The 19,217-nt window shown below is 65.1% G+C and carries 17 protein-coding genes, 1 tRNA gene and 2 riboswitches; of the genes, 4 read left to right on the forward strand and 14 right to left on the reverse strand.

The genetic code is table 11. The features are described from left to right. On the reverse strand, nucleotides 1-324 hold a 324-nt coding region (locus RT513_RS16055), incomplete at its 3' end, for a transposase (protein WP_313534151.1). Nucleotides 325-938: 614 nt separating this feature from the next. Continuing rightward, nucleotides 939-1,595 (reverse strand): recombinase family protein, encoded by a 657-nt coding sequence (locus tag RT513_RS16060; RefSeq protein WP_290690678.1) that lies wholly within the window; start codon nucleotides 1,593-1,595, stop codon nucleotides 939-941. A 455-nt stretch (nucleotides 1,596-2,050) separates the two neighbouring features. Between RT513_RS16060 and RT513_RS20855 the strand changes: the two genes are divergently transcribed. Both RT513_RS20855 and RT513_RS16065 read left to right on the forward strand, forming a co-directional pair. Next, nucleotides 2,051-2,464 (forward strand): excalibur calcium-binding domain-containing protein, encoded by a 414-nt coding sequence (locus RT513_RS20855; protein WP_290690748.1) that lies wholly within the window; start codon nucleotides 2,051-2,053, stop codon nucleotides 2,462-2,464. Then, nucleotides 2,461-3,297: an abortive infection family protein gene (locus RT513_RS16065; RefSeq protein ID WP_290690680.1), complete on the forward strand. Its 837-nt coding sequence runs from the start codon at nucleotides 2,461-2,463 to the stop codon at nucleotides 3,295-3,297. The genes RT513_RS20855 and RT513_RS16065 overlap by 4 nt, the downstream gene beginning before the upstream one ends. Before the next feature lie 112 nt (nucleotides 3,298-3,409). On the opposite strand, the gene RT513_RS16070 is transcribed toward RT513_RS16065, so the two are convergent. From RT513_RS16070 to RT513_RS16100, 7 genes are all read right to left on the reverse strand, one after another. Beyond that, nucleotides 3,410-3,485 (reverse strand) — tRNA-Ala (locus tag RT513_RS16070). A gap of 144 nt (nucleotides 3,486-3,629) precedes the next feature. After that, complete coding sequence (gene gcvP, locus RT513_RS16075; RefSeq protein WP_290690682.1) at nucleotides 3,630-6,467, reverse strand: aminomethyl-transferring glycine dehydrogenase; 2,838 nt, start codon at nucleotides 6,465-6,467, stop codon at nucleotides 3,630-3,632. A gap of 18 nt (nucleotides 6,468-6,485) precedes the next feature. Beyond that, nucleotides 6,486-6,833, reverse strand: a complete 348-nt coding sequence (locus RT513_RS16080) for a VOC family protein (RefSeq protein ID WP_088216544.1) — start codon at nucleotides 6,831-6,833, stop codon at nucleotides 6,486-6,488. Beyond that, a complete protein-coding gene (gene gcvH, locus RT513_RS16085; protein ID WP_088216577.1) occupies nucleotides 6,830-7,189 on the reverse strand; it encodes a glycine cleavage system protein GcvH in 360 nt (119 codons plus the stop codon). The genes RT513_RS16080 and gcvH overlap by 4 nt, the downstream gene beginning before the upstream one ends. Nucleotides 7,190-7,219: 30 nt before the next feature. Then, complete coding sequence (gene gcvT, locus RT513_RS16090; RefSeq protein WP_290690685.1) at nucleotides 7,220-8,335, reverse strand: glycine cleavage system aminomethyltransferase GcvT; 1,116 nt, start codon at nucleotides 8,333-8,335, stop codon at nucleotides 7,220-7,222. A 69-nt stretch (nucleotides 8,336-8,404) separates the two neighbouring features. Continuing rightward, nucleotides 8,405-8,467, reverse strand: a riboswitch (glycine riboswitch). Nucleotides 8,468-8,470: 3 nt separating this feature from the next. Then, nucleotides 8,471-8,559, reverse strand: a riboswitch (glycine riboswitch). A gap of 128 nt (nucleotides 8,560-8,687) precedes the next feature. Continuing rightward, nucleotides 8,688-10,049, reverse strand: a complete 1,362-nt coding sequence (locus RT513_RS16095) for an ammonium transporter (RefSeq protein ID WP_290690688.1) — start codon at nucleotides 10,047-10,049, stop codon at nucleotides 8,688-8,690. 28 nt (nucleotides 10,050-10,077) lie between these two features. Beyond that, nucleotides 10,078-10,416 carry a P-II family nitrogen regulator gene (locus RT513_RS16100; RefSeq protein ID WP_088216578.1) on the reverse strand — a complete coding sequence of 113 codons (339 nt, stop codon included), beginning with the start codon at nucleotides 10,414-10,416 and terminating at the stop codon, nucleotides 10,078-10,080. A 296-nt stretch (nucleotides 10,417-10,712) separates the two neighbouring features. Here RT513_RS16100 and RT513_RS16105 point away from each other — a divergent pair, with 296 nt between their 5' ends. Continuing rightward, nucleotides 10,713-12,920 (forward strand): transglycosylase domain-containing protein, encoded by a 2,208-nt coding sequence (locus RT513_RS16105; RefSeq protein WP_290690693.1) that lies wholly within the window; start codon nucleotides 10,713-10,715, stop codon nucleotides 12,918-12,920. Between the two features lie 290 nt (nucleotides 12,921-13,210). On the opposite strand, the gene RT513_RS16110 is transcribed toward RT513_RS16105, so the two are convergent. From RT513_RS16110 to RT513_RS16130, 5 genes are all read right to left on the reverse strand, one after another. Continuing rightward, on the reverse strand, nucleotides 13,211-13,831 hold the full coding sequence (locus RT513_RS16110) for an ABC transporter substrate-binding protein (protein WP_313534152.1): 621 nt from the start codon (nucleotides 13,829-13,831) through the stop codon (nucleotides 13,211-13,213). Beyond that, the gene (locus RT513_RS16115; RefSeq protein ID WP_290690698.1) at nucleotides 13,812-14,630 is read right to left on the reverse strand and encodes a VacJ family lipoprotein; all 819 of its coding nucleotides are present in this window, start codon (nucleotides 14,628-14,630) and stop codon (nucleotides 13,812-13,814) included. The genes RT513_RS16110 and RT513_RS16115 overlap by 20 nt, the downstream gene beginning before the upstream one ends. A gap of 107 nt (nucleotides 14,631-14,737) precedes the next feature. Then, complete coding sequence (locus tag RT513_RS16120; RefSeq protein ID WP_290690701.1) at nucleotides 14,738-16,231, reverse strand: UdgX family uracil-DNA binding protein; 1,494 nt, start codon at nucleotides 16,229-16,231, stop codon at nucleotides 14,738-14,740. Continuing rightward, nucleotides 16,231-17,415: a putative DNA modification/repair radical SAM protein gene (locus tag RT513_RS16125; protein WP_290690702.1), complete on the reverse strand. Its 1,185-nt coding sequence runs from the start codon at nucleotides 17,413-17,415 to the stop codon at nucleotides 16,231-16,233. Before RT513_RS16125 ends, RT513_RS16120 begins: the two co-directional genes overlap by 1 nt. Nucleotides 17,416-17,507: 92 nt before the next feature. Next, nucleotides 17,508-18,422 carry a 2-hydroxyacid dehydrogenase gene (locus RT513_RS16130; RefSeq protein ID WP_088216551.1) on the reverse strand — a complete coding sequence of 305 codons (915 nt, stop codon included), beginning with the start codon at nucleotides 18,420-18,422 and terminating at the stop codon, nucleotides 17,508-17,510. 168 nt (nucleotides 18,423-18,590) lie between these two features. Here RT513_RS16130 and RT513_RS16135 point away from each other — a divergent pair, with 168 nt between their 5' ends. Then, entirely contained in the window at nucleotides 18,591-19,214 is a 624-nt protein-coding gene (locus tag RT513_RS16135; protein WP_088216552.1) for an exopolysaccharide biosynthesis protein, read from the forward strand. The last annotated feature ends 3 nt before the right edge of the window (nucleotides 19,215-19,217 follow it).

A 19,217-nucleotide genomic window follows, 5' to 3' on the forward strand; every position in this document is an offset into this window, starting at 1 on the left:
CGTCGGCGATCTGCTGCAGTCGGAGATCGCCGAGAAGTTGGCACGATCCTTGCGCAGGATCTCGTTCGTCTGGCGCAGCTCGCGGTTCTCGCGTTCCAGTGCCTTCACCTTCTCAGCCATCTCGGTCGGAATACCCGCCCGCTTGCCGCTGTCGACCTCGGCCTTCTTGACCCACTCGTTCAGCGTATGGGCAGAACAACCGATCTTCGCCGCAATCGACACGATTGCCTGCCAGCGCGACCCATGCTGACCCTCGTTGTCGAAGACCAGCCGCACCGCCCGTTCACGCACTTCAGCGGAAAACTTGTTCGTCGTCTTGCTCATGATGCTCCATCCTACTCAGGAGTTGGAGCCTCCGGCAAAACCGGGGCGGTTCAGTTGACCTCCACCTTGAGCTTCTCAATCTCCACCTCTGCGCGCGCTGTCATGCTCATGCTCATGCTGTCCACCTCGGGCATGGAAAGGTCTCCTACAGAAGATAGGCACGGTTGCCTTGACGATCCAGCAAAAAGGCCCCCGAAAGGGCCTCGTAAGGTCGGGTTGGGATGTCGGAGGGGAGGCTGTGTTAGCTGCCCGAGAGAGCCTTCAAGACGAAGCCGGTGATACCCGCTACGCCCAGGACGAAGCCCGCCCCTGCCGCAAAAGGTAGCCACAGAGGTTGGCGATTGATCCTCGCGGTTTCCTCAATCAGCCAGGCAATCTCCGCCCGCATCTTGTCGTCGGCAAGGGCTTGCTCCGCAGGTGTCACGTTGGGGCTCGATTGAAGGTGCGTTGTGGCGACAGTCTAGCACCCTAACGACGATCACAAAACAGATAGGGGCACCTACGGCTTCCGTCCGCGACCGACAGATATGGGGCCGAAGAGCCACATAAGTCCCGCGACCGCCCCGATAGCTGGAGGACAATGACGACGTAATCGACAACTTGGGCGACGGCGATCATGCTCCCGTCCTCCCCCGCATTTCCCACTTCACCAGCACCGCCTCCGCCGCAGCGAGGTCCTTAGTGATCCTTTGGGCCGTCGGTCGGGTGAGCCCTGCGGCCTTCGCTATGGCAGATGCCCCGGCCCCCTGCGCGAGCATATCCCGAACCATAGCCAACTGGCTCCGGTCATAGCTTGGGGCGCGTCCCGGATACTTCTGCGGTTCATTATCCCTCGCAGCCGCTATGCCCGCCTTCTGGGCCTCCTTCTTGGCCTCCGCCTGTGCCTGTGCCGTCGCGGCCATGAAGCCGATGAGCGCGTTTCTCACGGCTTGCTGGACAGGGTCAGAGGTTGCCCCGTCGAAGGTCATGGTGTTGATCACGGTCTTGATGATTACACCGCGCCGCATGAGGTCGCGTATGGTGTCCGTTACGTCGGCGTAATTGCGCCCCAGGCGATCCACCCAACGCACCACGAGGACATCCCCGCGCCGGAGCATGTCAAAGAGCCTCCGCCCCTCAGCCCTCTCCCGGAGCAGTGTGGAGACGCCGGACACACCGTGATCCGCCACAACCTCATCTATCGTGAAGCCCGCTCTCTCCGCCTGAGTGCGCTGGTGGTCTAGCGTCTGGTCCGCAGTGGACACACGAGCGTAAAGGATGGTCTTGGACATAAGCGCTCCGCCAACAAGGGTAATGCCCATATACATAACCGACCACAATCACAAGTCAACCCTTATGGGCACCTTTCCTCTCACCTCTCGGAGTGATCGTTAGAGTATACCCCGTGGGCACGAGCCCGAATTCCGCTTGCCGCAGGGCGTCGAGGTGTTAACCATTCGTTAATATTTGGAGAAGTGCTTTGCGCTGTTTTGCTTTTGCTGCCGCCATTGCGGTCCTTTTGTTAGGCTGTACTACGCCTCCCCCAACCGCGCGGTATGCTGCGATGACGACACCAGAGCTTTGGCGTCAGCATCACACCGTAAGTGCCCCTTATGATCTTGCCGTGATCGAAGCAGAGCTGGGCTATCGTGGGCAGAGCGTGAGCGGATCGGACTACGTCGGGCAACGCACCTCGTCCGGAGTTGGCACGAAGAGCTATGCACGGACGTTACCCGTCACCAACGACATGAATTGCGCGGACTTCCCGTCCCCGGCTGCGGCGCAACGTTTCTTCCTAGCGAATGGGGGCCCCCTCCAAGACCGTCATGGATTGGATCGAGACGGTGATGGGATGGCCTGTGACTGGGGCAGAACCGTCAAGCGCAACGCCGCCAAGACCCGACCCAAGCCGGTGGTTACGAGTTCAAGAACCTACTCCAGCAGTCGGTGCTACGTTGGCCCACGGGGTGGGACGTACACGATCACCGCCAGCGGTCGAAAGAACTACGGGGGCTGCGAAATCGACCCACACCGGGGGGGGTGTCATGGAACCTTGCCGGTCGAGGTCAGGGCCTCGGATTTTTGCGGCAAAATTCGTTTGGACGGGTGCGGACGTTCGGCGAATAGTGCAGAGGATGGCGACTATAGGGCATCCAGTTGAGTGAACGCATTCCGTCCCAGGTTGTTGGTGTCGTTGGTGACGTTTTCAACGATTGCTACACTCATTCGGATATAGACCGCCTTTTCGCATATGCGGATGCCCCTGGAGATCCCCCGGACGGTAACAAGGTCAAGAAGACCGTTGAATGGCTTCGGCGGACAAACAAGTATTCATCAGCGCCGCTCAAAGTGCTTGGGGCATTGCTTGAAGAGATCATGGAGAAAGACCCCGATGGGCTGAGCGTCGCCCCTCATTGGGCGCAAAATTCAGAACAGGCCGACAAGTTGCGCAAGCACCAAATAAAACTTGCGGATGCTCTTGCGAGAGCGGGTCTGAGTTACGCGAACGGGGGCCACATCACCGATGCGTCGGCAAGTCCAGTTTTCTCACTGCGCGACATTATCGAGCAGGGGGGACTATCTGCCGTCGCTATCGAGATGGAGCGATCTTTGAAGCAGGTCGATGCCGACCCGAATGCCGCCGCTCACTACGCTGCGAACATCTTGGAGGCCACACTCAAAGCCTATCTCGTGAAGAAAGCCATTCCTTTTAACGACGAAAGCGACACGCTCAACAAGCTGTGGGAATCTGTCCGTGACCATATCGGCATCAACCCGAAGGACCTCGCAACGAAGGACCTCAAGAAAATCGCCTCTGGTCTGAACAGTATTGTGGATGGCACGATGTTCTTACGGAACAAGAAAAGTGGTGCCCACGGTCGCACGGAGCAGCAGACCAAGGAGAACGCTCTTCGTCCGCGCCATGCACGGTTGGCGATTCATTCGGCCCACACGCTTGCGGCGTACGTTCTGGAATGCCTATCCGGGAAGTAGTTGACCGGATTTGTTCGTCCGGTAGGGCAACTGGTCAGAATGGATTCTGGGGGCAAGAATACACACCCCTAACCTATTAATTATGCTAGCAATATCTGGAAACCGGATGAGTTGGTGGAGCAGAGGGGGATCGAACCCCTGACCTCGTCATTGCGAACGACGCGCTCTCCCAACTGAGCTACTGCCCCTCACCGTGGTGGGCTTTTGGACCATGTGAGAGAGAGTGTCAAGCGAGCGCTGCGGATTTTCCGCGCCGATCGACGTTCGCCGCGGCAGCCGGACTGGCGGGGGCTCGCTGCCCCCGTCAGTCCGACTCCTTCAAACGGGCTCCGTCATTCGGCCGCTTCGGCATAGGCCTCCATCGGCGGGCATATGCAGATCAGGTTGCGGTCGCCCCAGACGTTGTCCACCCGTCCCACGGGCGGCCAGTATTTGTCTTCGCGGAAGGAGCCGGGCGGGAAACAGCCTTGCTCCCGCGCGTATTTCCGATCCCAGTCGGCCACGAGGTCATTCACCGTATGCGGCGCGAAGCGGAGTGGGCTTTCGGAAGCCAGAAGCTCTCCACGCTCCACTGCGGCGATCTCCTCGCGGATGGCCAGCAGCGCAGCGATGAACCGGTCCAGCTCCGCCTGCGTCTCCGATTCGGTCGGCTCCACCATGAGCGTTCCGGGCACCGGGAACGACATCGTCGGGGCGTGGAAGCCGTTGTCGACCAGCCGCTTGGCAATGTCGTCCACCGTGACGCCCGCTTCCGCGAACGGGCGGGTATCGAGGATGCACTCATGCGCCACCCGGCCCGCGCGCCCCTTGTAGAGAACCTCATAGGCCCCTTTCAGCCGCGCGGCGATGTAGTTGGCGTTCAGGATCGCCACGCGGGTCGCCTGCGTCAGCCCGGCCCCGCCCATCAGCAGGCAGTAGGCCCAGGAGATGAGCAGGATGGAGGCCGAGCCGAAGGGCGCGGCGGAGACTGCCCCCTCCTCTCCCGTCTGCGGATCGGTGGGCAGGAAGGGCGCGAGATGCGCCTTCACGCCGATCGGCCCCATGCCCGGTCCACCGCCGCCATGCGGGATCGCAAAGGTCTTGTGCAGGTTCAGGTGGCTCACGTCGCCGCCGATCTCGCCCGGCTTCACGAGGCCCACCATCGCGTTCATGTTGGCGCCGTCGATATAGACCTGCCCGCCGTGCTCATGGGTGATGGCGCAGATCTCGCGCACCGTCTCCTCGAAAACGCCGTGGGTGGAGGGGTAGGTGATCATGACCGCGGCAAGGTTCCCGCCCGCCGCGGCGGCTTTCGCGCGGAAATCCTCCACGTCGATGTCGCCGTCCGGCATTGCCTTCACCGGCACGACCTTCATGCCCACCATCTGCGCCGAGGCCGGGTTGGTGCCATGGGCGGAGACCGGGATCAGGCAGATGTTGCGATGCCCCTCCCCCCGCGACCGGTGATAGGCAGCGATGGTCAGCAGCCCGGCATATTCCCCCTGCGCGCCGGAGTTCGGCTGCATGGAGAAGGCGTCATAGCCGGTGATCGTGCAGAGTTTCTGCGACAGGTCGGCCACCACCTCGGCATAGCCCTCTGCCTGATCGGCGGGCGCGAAGGGGTGCAGCGTGTTGAAGGCGGGCCAGGTGATGGGCATCATCTCCGCCGCCGCGTTCAGCTTCATCGTGCAGGAGCCGAGCGGGATCATCGCCCTGTCCAGCGCCAGATCCCTATCCGACAGGCGGCGCATGTAGCGCATCATCTCGGATTCCGCCCGGTTCATCTGGAACACCGGGTGGGTGAGATAGTCGGAGCGGCGGATCAGCGCGTCGGGAAAGCCGATGTCAGCGGCCTTGGGCGCGTCGCCCTCGACCCCAAAGGCCTTCAGCAGGCGGCCCAGCACCTCCTCATCCGCGATCTCGTCCATGGAGATGCCGACACGGTCAGTCCCCACCTTGCGCAGGTTGATGCCCTGCTCCCGCGCGGCGGCGAGAATGCCCGCCTGCCCCACGCCGACCTCGACCGTGATCGTGTCGAAGAATGCCTCCGGGCGCACGGGAAGGCCCGCCGCTCTCAGCGCCGCCGCAAGCCGGACGGTGCGGAAGTGAATGCGTTCGGCGATGGCGCGCAGGCCCTTCGGACCGTGGAACACCGCGTAGAAAGACGCCATCACCGCCAGCAGCGCCTGCGCCGTGCAGACGTTGGAGGTCGCCTTCTCCCGCCGGATATGCTGCTCACGCGTCTGCAGCGCGAGCCGGTAGGCCCGGTTGCCGCGCGCATCGACGGAGACACCGACGATCCGGCCCGGCATGTTGCGCTTGAACTCGTCCCGGCAGGACATGAACGCGGCATGCGGGCCGCCATAGCCCATCGGCACGCCGAACCGCTGGGCGGAGCCGACGGCGATATCCGCGCCCATCGCCCCCGGCTCCTTCAGCATGGTGAGCGCGAGCAGGTCGGTCGCCACCACGGCCAGCGCCTTGGCGCCGTGCAGCGCGGCGATCAGGTCGGTGAAATCCCGCACATCGCCATGGGTGCCGGGATACTGGAAGATCGCGCCGAACACCGATGCCGGGTCCAGCGTCTCCGGCGCGCCCCTGACGATCTCGATACCGAGGGGGGCGGCCCGCGTCTCGATGACCGCGAGGGTCTGCGGGTGCAGGTTCTCATCGACGAAGAACGCCGTGGCCTTGGACTTCGCGCTCCGCTGGGCCATCGTCATGGCTTCGGCGGCGGCGGTTGCCTCGTCGAGCAGCGAGGCATTGGCCACCGGCAGCCCGGTCAGGTCCGACACCATCGTCTGGAAATTCAGCAGCGCCTCCAGCCGCCCCTGCGCGATCTCCGGCTGGTAGGGGGTGTAGGCGGTGTACCACGCCGGGTTTTCAAGGATATTCCGCTGGATCGCGGGCGGCGTCACCGTGCCGTAGTAGCCCTGCCCGATCAGGCTGACCATCACCCGGTTCTTCGCGGCGACATCGGTGAGCTTCTGGAGCAGCTTGTGCTCCGCGAGCGGCGCCCAGTCGAGCGGCTCCGGCTGCCGGATGGAGGCGGGTATCGTCTGGTCGATCAGCTCGTCCAGCGACGCGACACCGACAGCGGCCAGCATCTCCTCCATCTCGGCGGGCGAAGGCCCGATATGGCGGCGGTTGGCAAAGTCGTAGGGGTCGTAATCGGTGCGCTTGTAGGTCATGGCTCCCACTCCCGGGCGTCAGGCATGGCTCAGAACGTTGACGAGATTGCCCGCCGGATCGCGAAGAAAGAACCGGCGGACGCCCCATGGCTCGACCATGGGACCGTATTCGATGGCTGCGCCCTGCGATGTCGCACGGTCCAGCACGCTGTCGAGATCATCGACCTCGATGGAGAGGGCGGGGAGCGGGGTGCCGCTGCCGCCCTCGGAGGCGAGGCTCATCTGGGTGGTGGATGCGTCCCCCGCAAGGGTGACGATGAAACCGTGATCCATCACCGGCTGAAGCCCGAACACTGCCTGATAGAAGGCGGCAAGGCGCTGCGGATCCGCCGAAGGCAAATTCGGCACGATCCGCAGGACGGTCACGAGATGAAGTCCTTGTAGGCGTCCTCATCCATGAAGTCTTCGATCAGGTCGATCGAATCGAGCTTCATCTTGAAGAACCATGCCGCCCCCTGCGCGTCGTCGTTGACGAGGGCGGGATTCTCGGACAGCACGGTGTTCACCTCCACGATCTCGCCCTCCAGGGGGGCGAGGATGTCGGAGGCGGCCTTCACGCTCTCGATCACCACGACCTCGTCGCTCTGGGCGACCATGGTGCCGGGCTCCGGCAGTTCCACGAAGACCACGTCGCCCAACTGCTCGGCGGCATAGTCCGTGATTCCGACCACGACGAGGTCACCCTCGACGCGGAGCCATTCATGTTCTTCCGTAAACCGGATCGTTCCGTTGGCGACGCTCATTTTCCCTCGCTAGCGTTTGTAAGTGGCGGGACGGAAAGGCATGTCGGTGACGGTGGCGGCCAGACGCCGGCCCCGCACCTCGCCCCAGACAGTCGTGCCGGAGGCGGAGAGTTCCATGGGAAGATAGCCCATCGACATCGGTCGCGCGATACTCGGCCCGAAACCGCCCGACGTGACTTCTCCCACGGGATCACCGCCCGTTTCGGCGGCGTAAAGGGCCGTGCCCTCCCGCATGGGGGCGCGCCCCTCCGGCAGCAGGCCCACGCGCCGCCGGGCGGCGCCGGTTTCCAGCTCTCCCAGAATACGCGGCGCGCCGGGGAAGCCGCCCGCGCGGGCGCCTCCCGTGCGGCGCACCTTTTGCATCGCCCATTCCAGCGCGCCCTCCACGGGCGTTGTCGTGGTGTCGATGTCATGCCCGTAAAGGCACAGGCCCGCCTCCAGCCGCAGGCTGTCGCGCGCACCGAGGCCGATGGGCAGCACCTCCTCCATGGCGAGGAGGGCCTCCGCCAGTGCCACGGCCTTCGCCTCCGGCACGGAGATCTCGAACCCGTCCTCACCCGTATAGCCGGAGCGGGAGATCCACAGATCCGCCCCCTCCCACGCATGGGTGGCGACATCCATGAAGCGCATGTCCGTCACACCGGGGACCAGCCGGGCGAGCGCGGCCTCCGCCTGCGGCCCCTGCAGGGCGAGCAGCGCGCGGTCGGTCAGCGGCTCCACCGTCAGGCGGCCACGGAGGGCGCGCTGCATATGGGCGATATCGTCGTCCTTGCAGGCGGCGTTCACCACGACGAACAGATGGTCGCCCCGGTTCGCTACCATCAGATCGTCCAGAATCCCGCCGTCATCGTTCGTGAAAAGCGCGTAGCGCTGGCGCCCTTCCTTCAGCCCGAGGATATCGACGGGAACCAGCGTCTCCAGCGCCTCTGCCGCGCCGTCACCGCGCAGAATCACCTGCCCCATGTGGCTGACGTCGAACAGGCCCGCGGCTTCGCGCGTATGAAGGTGTTCCTTCATCACGCCGGCAGGATATTGCACGGGCATGTCGTAACCCGCGAAGGGCACCATCTTTGCGCCGAGGCGCAGATGCAGATCGTGAAGGACCGTTTGCTTCAGCCCGGTCATCGCAGTCTCCCCGTCTCGCCGGAAAGACCCGGCACCCTGGAACGGATTACCCCCGCCCGTAGGTGCCCCCTCTGTCCCTTGCGCCTGAGATCGTTATCCCTTCGGCGGACGCAGCTGCGCCTCTCTCCAGAGTCTTTTGCCAGAACGGTCCGTTCGCCTGAGAGTTTACCGGGGCGGTTGCTCCTTCGGCACCGGGATTTCACCGGTTCTCCCGATCCTGACAGGCCCGCTCTAGCCCGAGGCGGGTGTCTCTGGCAAGGGGCTTGGCGAAGGCCGCCTGCGCCCGATCCGCCAAAAGCCGAACGGGCGGGGTTTCCCCCGCCCGTCTGCATGATTTCGCGGCAGATGCCGATCAGTAGTGGTACGCGCTTTCGCCGTGCGAGGTCAGGTCGAGGCCCTGACGTTCCGCATCCGCCGTGACGCGCAGGCCGACGATCATGTCCACGATCTTGAAGAGGATGAAGGAGGCCACGCCGCACCACACGATGGTCACGAGAACCGCCTTGATCTGAACCCAGACCTGAGCCCCCATCGTCACCCCTTCCGCATAGCCGATACCGCCGAGCGAAGAGGAGGCGAAGATACCGGTGCCGATCGCGCCCACGATGCCGCCCACGCCATGGATGCCGAAGACATCAAGGCTGTCGTCATAGCCGAACTTGATCTTCACCACCGCGACGAAGAAGTAGCAGACCACCGAAGCGACCGCGCCCAGCACGATGGCGCCGATCGGGCCGATGATGCCCGCCGCCGGGGTGACGGCGACCAGACCCGCCACCAGGCCGGAAGCCGCGCCCAGCATGGAGGCCTTGCCGCGGGCGAGCCCTTCGACGATGCACCAGGCAAGGATCGCCCCGGCCGTTGCCGTGAAGGTGTTGATCATCGCCAGCGCCGCCCCGCCGTTCGCCTCGAGGTTGGAGCCGGCGTTGAAACCGAACCAGCCGACCCACAGGATGGAGGCGCCGACCATGGTGAGCGTCATCGAATGCGGCGCCATCATGTCCTTGCCGTAGCCGATGCGCGGACCGATCACCAGCGCCCCGACGAGAGCCGCGATACCGGCGTTGATGTGGACGACCGTGCCGCCCGCGAAGTCGAGCGCGCCCCAGTTGTAGATCATGCCCGCCGAATCCCAGACCATATGGGCGATCGGGAAATAGACGATCGTGACCCAGAGCAGGATGAAGAGCATGAGCGCGGAGAACTTGATCCGCTCGGCGAAGGAGCCGACGATCAGCGCGGGCGTGATGCAGGCGAACGTCATCTGGAAGCAGATGAACACGTATTCCGGGATCACATAGTCATCCGAGAAGGTCGCGGCCATGCTGTCCATGTTCACGCCGGACAGGAACATCTTCGCCAGACCGCCCCAGTAGGGGCTGGTGGAGCCGCCGAAGGCCATGGAATAGCCGTAAACGACCCAGACCACGATCACCATCGCGGTGATGAGCGTACATTGCATGAGCACGGAGAGCATGTTCTTCGTGCGCACGAGACCGCCGTAGAACAGCGCGAGACCGGGCAGGATCATGAACAGCACGAGGATGGTCGAAACGAGCATCCACGCCACGTCGCCCTTGTCCATCGTCGGACCGGCTGCCTCCACCACCGTCTCTACGGCGGGTGCCGTGGCATCCTGCGCCCAGGCGAGAACCGGCGCGAGCGCCGTCAGCGCGGTCGCCGCTCCCCCCCAGAGAATGTTCCTCGATTTCATTTGCGAATACCTTTCTGTCCCGTCCGCGTTACAGCGCGTCGTCGTTGATTTCGCCCGTCCGCACCCGGACAGCCTGGGCCACGTCGAGAACGAAGATCTTCCCGTCGCCGATCTTGTCGGTTCGCGCGGTTCTCTGAATAGTCTCGACCACCTGATCGGCCAGCATGTCGCTTACGACGATCTCCAGCTTGATCTTCGGGACGAAGTTCACGGCATATTCGGCGCCCCGGTAGATCTCGGTATGACCCGATTGCGACCCGAAGCCCTTGATCTCGGTCACCATCATGCCGCGAACGCCAATGGACGTGAGCGCTTCGCGCACCTCCTCCAGCTTGAACGGCTTGATTGCTGCGATGATGAGTTTCACGTCCATACCCTTCCGTTAAGGGAGGCTTCTTGCGAGCCCACGGCGCTAGCAGGCGCATAAGCCCCCGTGCTGACAAGGCATTAGCTCACAAAAGCGTCATTCGCGTGAGGACAAGATGCCTGATTTTTGCACATTTGGGGCAGGTCGCATATTATTAAGGCAATTTGAAAACTCGACTGTGATCGTCTGACTCTCCCCTTCCGCTTAAATTGCGCTATGCTGCGGCATCAAATCATCAGACCGGCCCGCTTCAGGCATCCAGCTCAGGCGCGAGGACGGCGACAGGCGAGCTGAGGATGAGCAATAACGGCCGGACCCGCCCCCCCCTGGTGGCGGATCGTCGATACCCAACCGGAAAAGCAGCCGGAAAACCGCAGCCCCGCAAGGCCGCGCCCGCGAAACCGCCTGCCAAGGCGCGGCGGAAGACCAGCAACCGGCGGCGCGGCACCGGGGGCTCGGCCCTCCGCCGCATTCCGGTGATCGGCTTCTTCGTGGCACTGTTTTCCGGGTTGTTCCGGCTGTCGCTTCGGGTGGTCTGGGGCGCTGCCTGGCGGCTCGGCATGGTTGGCGCCCTGATTCTGGGCGGCGCGATCTTCTATTTCTATTCCCAGCTTCCCGATGTCACCGCCCTGCTGGACGGCCGCAACCGCGGTTCCGTCACCATGCTGGACAAGGACGGCCGCCCCTTCGCCTGGCGGGGGGAAACCTTCGGGGGGGAGATCAGCGCCCAGCACATCTCGCCCAACCTGCGGAACGCGGTGATCGCGACGGAGGACAAGCGGTTCTACAGCCACTTCGGCATCTCTCCCCGCGGCATCCTTTCCGCGGTGGCGATCAACATACAGGCCGGACGCGGGCCGTTCGAGGGCAACGGCGGCTCCACCATCACGCAACAGGTCGCGAAACTGCTCTGCCTCGGCGTGCCCTACGATCCGAAGACATGGAAGAACGAGGCGGAATACGAGGCGGACTGCCGCGTCTCCTCCCTCGTGCGAAAGATCAAGGAAGTCCCCTACTCCATGGCCATGGAGGCCAAGTATACCAAGGACGAAATCCTCACGATCTACATCTCGCGCGCCTATCTCGGCGCGGGCACGCGGGGCTTCGAGGCCGCTGCCCAGCGGTATTTCGGCAAATCCGCCGCCGAGGTCACTCCGGCAGAGGCGGCGATGCTGGCCGGACTGCTGAAGGCGCCGTCCTATTACGCGCCGACCAACAACCTGTCCCGCTCGCAGGAACGAGCGAATGTCATCATCGGGCTGATGGCGGAGCAGGGCTATCTGACGGCCAAGCAGGCGCAGCAGGCGCAGGCGCAGCCCGCGCGCCTCTCCGACAGCGCGGCCCAGCAGGCGGGCGGCTACTTCGCCGACTGGGTGATGGAATCCGGTCCCTCGTTCCTGACCACGCAGACGATGGAGGACGTGGTCATCCGCACCACGCTCGACCCCCGGCTGCAACGCGCGGCCGAATCGGCGCTGACCGACGTGTTCGGGACAAAGGTGAAGGAAGGCTCCACGGCGCAGGCCGCCATCGTCGTCATGTCGGCGGATGGGGCGGTGCGGGCCATGGTCGGCGGACGCAAGAGCCAGGTCTCCGGCGCGTTCAACCGGGCGACGCAGGCGCTCCGCCAGACCGGCTCCTCCTTCAAGCCGTTCATCTATGCCACCGCGCTCAATCAGGGGGCGCATTACAACGATTACGTGGTGGACGAGCCGCTGACGATCAATGTTCCCGGCTCCGGCCCCTGGTCGCCGCAGAACTATACCCGCGGCGAATACAAGGGGCGGGTCACGCTGACCCAGGCGTTGAAACTGTCGCTCAACATCCCGGCGGTGAAAATCTCCGAAGGCATGGGGCGGGACAACGTGCGCCGCACGGCGGAAGCCTTCGGCATCCGGTCGGACATCGCCGCCGGTCCGGCCATGGCGCTCGGAACGTCCGAAGCCACGCTGCTGGAGATGACGGGCGCCTATGCCGGACTGCTGAACGGGGGAAGCCACGTGACGCCGTATGGCCTGGTCGATCTCACGCTCCGGGGCGATTCGTCGCCGCTGATCGGGCAGACGGGCGGGATCGGCAACCGGGTGATCTCGGAGCAGGCGTCGCGGGAGCTGATCTACATGATGAACCAGGTGATCGAGAGCGGCACGGGCACCCGCGCCCGCCTGCCGGGGCGGGAGGCCGCGGGCAAGACGGGCACCACCTCCGCCGCGCGGGATGCGTGGTTCATCGGCTTCACCGCGGATTACGTCGCGGGCGTCTGGATGGGCTATGACGACAACCGTCCGCTTTCGGGCGTGACGGGCGGCGGGCTTCCGGCGGAGATCTGGCGCGAGGTGATGCTCCGCGTGCACGAGGGGCTTCCCGCCCGCCAGCTTCCGATGATCGTGCCCGCGCCGGAACCGCCCCCGCAAGTGGCCGAGGAACGGCGGGAGCAGCAGCGGCCCGGCAACCGGGTGGACGATTTCATCGGCAACATCCTGCAGTCGATTCTCGGCAACTGAAGGGCTGCTCCCGCCATCCGGCCCAAGGGCAATCAACCTTTGGTTGAGAAAGCCCTCTGGGTTGGAGCGGGAGCGGAAATCGCCTGCAATCCGGGAAATCCAGCCCGAAATCCACGCATGTCTGCCAGTTCCGGGCGGATTGCCCCAGATCCTGACACTCCAAGGCTTGTTCAGCAGCCTGTTGATGCGATGAGGCCATCGCTCCTCCGCTCCGCCGGAGCAGAACGCAAAAGGCCGGGGGTCATCGCCCCCGGCCCTTGGTTTTGGCATATATCGTCTTACGCCGGGCTTCAGCCCGCGCGTTGCAGCGCCGCCGTCAGACGCGCGACATCCCCGCCGTTCTGGTCGAGCATCGCCTGAATCTCCGTCCGCTCCGTCGCCAGCATGTTCACCCCCTCGATGATGAGGTTGAAGAACTTGTTGGCCCCGCTGCGATCGGACACCTGCCAGCGCACGTCGAACGGCTGCTGCCCGCGCAGGCGGGCAACCGAGGTCACCTCGAAGAAGCTGTTGACCTGCCGGGAGCCCGTCACCTCGATCTGCCCGCCGATGAAGTCGCGGAAGCGCTTGCCATATTTGCGCGCGATATAGCCTTGGAAAGCCTGGGTATAGGCGCGCATCTGGGCGGCAGACGTCTGCCGCGCCGCCGGGCCGAGGCAGCTTGCCGCGATGGTGGGCACGTCGGCATACTGGGAAAAGACGCGCTCGAACTCCTTGTACATCGCCTGCTCCGGCATGCCGGAGGAAATGATGCGGTTGATGTCGGCCACCAGCCGGTCGATCAGCGCGCGGGCCTCTCCCGTCGTGAGCGCGAGGGCGCGGCCGGCGGGCAGCGTGGAGACCAGCAGACCGGCACCGATCATCGTCAGCACGCTCCGGCGCGACGGCCCCTCAGCGGCCAAGAGCGGCATAGGGGTCGTAGGTGTCGGAATAGATGTCGTTCGTGCCGCTCGTCTGGGACGAAGTGCCGTAGAGGTCGTCGTAAGGGTCATAGGCATCAGCCTCCGATGATTGGTCTCCCCGCAGCTTGGCGCGCCGCGACTGCAGGTAAAGCAGTCGGGCCTGCGCATAGCTGTCGGCGCTGTCATATAGGATGGAGTCCACGAAATCCGAGTAAGCATATCGTGTTCCGAGCAGGCGCCCCACGCGCGACGCCGTCGCGATCTCGGGCACCGGGCTTTCCGCGAAAAGGCCGAGCGGGTTGCTGACCACATCGACGACCATCCCGGCCACGTCGCGGTTGGTGGACGGGCCGAGGAACGGCAGTTCGACATAGTTGCCCTCCCGCATGCCCCAGACGTGCAGCGTCTCGCCGAAGTCGGTCTCGATCCGCGGCAGACCCATCGACGTCGCCGGATCGAGAAGGCCGAGCACACCGATGGTGGAGTTCACCACGAACCGCAGGCCGTTCTGGGCAAATGTCTGCGGGCGCCCCTGAAGCGCGCCGTTGATCGCCTCGCTCGGCAGGCCGAGGTTGGAGGACACGTTGGCTACGCCGTCGCGGATCGGCGGCGGGACGATCGTGCCGTAAACCTCTGACGCGGGACGGTAGAGCACCTTGTCCACACCGACGTTGAAGGAGTGGCGACGACGGTTGCCGTCTTCATGCGGGTCACTAATACCGGAGGGAATCGGGGCGGGGCCGCAGCCGGCGACAAGTGCCGTAAGAAGGGCAAGGGCGGCTACGCTCTTGGCGGTCTGGCGGATCACGGGCTTCTCCCTGAAGAACATGGCTTGCCGGAGGGCTCGGCCCGTGCCCGGATCGCCGGTCAGGGATAGGGCGTGCGGACACGGGACACAAGCGCGAATGCCCCCGCTCACGCCGCGTTCCGCAGGAAGTCGAGCGCTGCGACAAGATCGCTGCGGAATTCCCGCTCGGCCGCCAGCCGCGCCTCCGGCTCCGGCACACGCAGGAGATAGGAGGGGTGCCAGGTCAGCAGGAGCGGCGCGCCCGTCGTATCCCTTTCAAGCTTTCCACGCCGCTGCGTCAGCCCCTTGCCGTTTCCGGTCAGTGCTTCCGCCGCCGTGGCGCCCATCCCGACAATCAGCCGCGGGCGGAGCCTGGCACGCTCTATGTCGAGCCACCACCGGCAGGCCATGATCTCTCCGCCATTGGGGCGCTGGTGCAGGCGCCGCTTGCCGCGCGGCAGGAATTTGAAGTGCTTCACCGCGTTGGTGATCCATGCCCGCTCCCGCGACAGGCCGACCTCCTCCGCCACCCGGTCAAAGAGCTGGCCCGCGGGGCCGACGAAGGGGCGCCCCGCGAGATCCTCCTGATCGCCGGGCTGCTCGCCCACGATCATCAGTTCGGCATCCGCCGGTCCCTCGCCGAAGACGGTCTGCGTCGCATGACGGCACAGGTCGCAGCGCGTACAGACCGCCGCCTGTCGCCGCGCCTCGGCCAGCGGCGGCAGTTCGCCCGGAGTTTCGGGGAGAGGCAGACCGCCCGATGTATCGGGCAGCGGCAGTTCGCCAGAAGCGGCAGGCTGCGGCAGGCGGCGCGCCGCCGCGAGCCGGACCGCGTGGGCAGGGGGGATCGTCGGCAGCGCGGCCCGCATCTGCGCCGCACGGCGGGGCGCATCGGCGATCATGCCGGGAATCAGCGATGTCTCCGGCAGGTTCTTCCAGTAACGGCGGGGCATTTCCGCGGTCATCGCCTTCACCTTCAGCCGCGCGGGGTTGAAGATGGAGACGAAATAGGTGTGCCACAGCGCCTCCGCCCCATCGGCGGGCAGGTCAGGTCGTGGCGAGGGGGGGCCGAATGTCAGCCGTTGCCCCTGCCAGAGCGCGGTCATCTCCGGCGTGGCGATCAGGAAATCCATCTCCCTGTGCCGCTCGGCAAAGAAGGGCACCGCGCGTTCGGTGATGAAGTGCTGCGGCTCGAACCACGCGGCGAAACGGAGACGCCCGCCCTCCCCCGGCGGCAGAGCGCTGAACCGGAGGAACGCGTGCATCTTGTGAATGTCGCGCCGGACCGCCTTCTCCATGCGCCGCGCCCCGTCCACCAGCGGATCGGCACGATCACCCAGCAGCCCCGGCGCGTCCTGAAGGCGGAGAAGCAGGGCATAAAGCCGGTCATGCGCCGTGCCGTCCCGGTGACAGGACACCGCCTCCGCCAGATCGAGAAACGCGCGCGGGACGCGGAGTTGCCGTTGCGGCGGCGGAAGCGGATGCTCCTGCCCCAGCAATCCCGGCGCGGCATCGCGGGTAAAGCTCACCTCCTCCGCCGGAATTCCTGCCCCCGCAAGCGCGCGCGCGGCCTCCCGCCAGACGGTGAAGGTGCCGAGGGCGGGCAGCACCACTTGCCGCATCAGAACAGCTCCAGCTGGCGGGGGGCGGGCAGAGGCGCCTCCGGGCGGCGCGTGGGCCGCCAGCCTTCCGCTGTGACGAAGGGCGCGGCCTTCCGCATCGCCGCGCCAAGCCGGAGCAGATGCTCGTAGCGCAGCCGCCGCTCCCGCCTGCTGGACAGGATGCGGTCCACCGTCTTGACGCCGAACCCCGGCACGCGGAGCAGCAATTCCCGCTCCGCCCGGTTCACATCCACCGGAAAACGATCCTGATTGGCAAGCGCCCAGGCCAGCTTCGGATCGCAGGCAAGATCGAGCATTCCCGTTTCTGGCGTCACCTCCTCCACCCCGAACCCGTAAAAGCGCAGCAGCCAGTCCGCCTGATACAGACGGTGCTCCCGCATCAGCGGGGGACGGACGAGCGGCAGCCGCGCCGAGGCATCCGGGATCGGCGAGAAGGCGGAGTAATACACCCGCGACAGGTCATAGGAGGAATAAAGCCGCGCGGCCTGCCCCAGAATGGCTGCGTCATCGGTTCCGTCCGCGCCGACGATCATCTGCGTGGATTGTCCGGCCGGGGCGAATCGCGGGGCGGAGGTGCCGCGATGGCTCACATCCCGCGCCGCCTCTCGTTCCAGACGCACCGCCCCCATGGCGCGGCGGATGCTGGCGGCATCCTTTTCCGGTGCAAGCTGGCGGAGACTCTCCTCCCGCGGCAGTTCGATGTTGATGGACACCCGGTCCGCGAACAATCCCGCCTGCCGCACCAGCTCCGGCGCGGCGTCGGGGATGGTTTTCAGATGGATATAGCCACGGAAACCATGGGTCTGGCGCAGCTCCCGCGCCACCCTCACCATCTCTGCCATCGTCTCGTCGGGGGAGCGGATGATGCCGGAGGACAGGAACAGCCCCTCGACATAGTTCCGCCGGTAGAAATCGAGCGTGAGGCCCACGATCTCCTCGACCGTGAACCGTGCGCGCCGCACGTTGGAGGAGGCGCGATTCACGCAATAGACACAGTCATAGATACAGAAATTGGTCAGCAGCACCTTCAACAGAGAGATGCACCGCCCGTCCGGCGCATAGGCATGGCAGATGCCCATGCCCCCGCCGCCCGACCGGTCCGACCCGCTGGAAGCACAGGAGGCATCGTATTTCGCCGCGTCCGACAGGATCGCGAGCTTTTCGTTCAGGGTGAGTCGCGTCATTTGTTCATGATATGTTCACGAAACCCGACCCGCAATGTCACAGGACATGGCGCGGGCCAAAACCCGCGCCCACCAATCACACGATCAGACGATCAGACGATACGCGCATCCATGGGGCGGCCCGCGATATAATCCTCAAGGTTCGAGACGACCTTGCCCGCCATGCGGGTCCGCGTCTCCATCGTGGCGCTGGCGGCATGGGGGGTGAGCACGGTGCGGGGGGAGGCGACAAGGCCCGGATGCGGGCGCGGCTCATCCTCGAACACGTCAAGGCCCGCCCCGGCGATCCGGCCCGCGTCCAGCGCCGCGACCAGAGCTGCCTCATCCACCAGTTGCCCCCGCGCGATGTTCACGAGGAACCCGTCCGGGCCGATCCTGTCAAGCATCGCGGCATCGACGACGTGGAAGGTTTCCGCCGTGCCCGGCGCGGCCAGCACCAGCGTGTCGCACCAGTCAGCCAGCCCCGCCAGCGTGTCGAAGTAACGCTGCGGCGCGCCCCGCCTGCTGCGGTTGTGATAGCCCACCTCCATGCGGAAGGCCTCTGCCCGCCGGGCGATCTCCACCCCGATGTCGCCCATCCCGAAGATGCCGAGCTTCTTGCCCGCCATGGTATGGGTGAGCCAGACCTTGCCCTCCCGCGCCCAGCCGCCGTCGCGGGCAAAGCGGTCCTGCGGCAGAAGCTCCCGGTGCAGCGCGAGGGTGAGCATGAGCGCGCAATCGGCCACGTCGTCGTTCAGCGTGCCCCGCGTGGTGGCGACGATGATGCCGCGGCGCCTGCATTCCTCCAGATCGATCTTGTCGGCGCCCACGCCGAAGACAGAGATCATCTTCACATTGGGAAGCCGTGCCAGCACCTCCTCCGGCACCCCCTTTGCGGCAAAGGTCACCACTGCCTCCACCTCCGGCATCTCGGCGCCGGTATCGCGCACCAGCTCGGCGACGACGGCAAGATCCTCCTGCGGCTGGCCGGTGAGGGGCGAAAGCTGAAGTGTCACGGGTCTGGGCATGGTCTGTCTCGCGTGATGAGGGATGGTCACAGGGGTAGCGCCCGTCACAGCGGGTTTCCAGTACCGATGCACGCGGTTCTGCGCTGCAGCGACGCATTGCAAAAACGGGGCAGGACAGGCAGTCTGCACTCAGGCAGGAGATCCCCGCAGCAGATCAAGGAACACGGCATGCAGTTCAGCGACACCCCTCAGGATCTCGGCACGACGCTGCGCACGACGATCGGGCGCATCCAGGGCAAGACGATCACGCTCCGTGCGCTGATGGAGGATATGGGGGAACAGGGGCTGCTGCTGATCTGCGCCGTGGCCTCCCTGCCCTTCCTGATCCCGGTGTCGATCCCTGGCGTGTCCACCGTCTTTGGCGCGGCGATCATCCTCATTGCCATCGCGGTCACGCTGAACCGGATGCCGTGGCTTCCCCGGAAGGTGCTGGACCGCGAGATCGCGACAGAGAAGCTCAAACCCGCGCTGGAGCGGGGGGTAAACCTCGTGGAGCGGATCAACCGCTTCATCAGGCCGCGGTTTCAGGCGATGACGGAAGGGGGTCTCATCACGCGGATCAACGGTCTCGCCATCGCGTGGTCGGGCCTGCTGCTGATGGCGCCCTTTGGTTTCGTGCCGTTCTCCAACACGCTGCCGGGGATCGCAGTGCTGCTGCTGGCGCTCGGCATGATCCAGCGGGACGGGCTGGTGGTCATCGGCGGCTATGTGATGATGTTCGGAACCATGGTGTATTTCACCGTGTTGTTCTGGCTGGCATTCCGCGCGGGGCAACTGGCCTTCGGCGGCTGAGCC

Source organism: Haematobacter sp. (assembly GCF_032102465.1).
Lineage (GTDB): Bacteria > Pseudomonadota > Alphaproteobacteria > Rhodobacterales > Rhodobacteraceae > Haematobacter.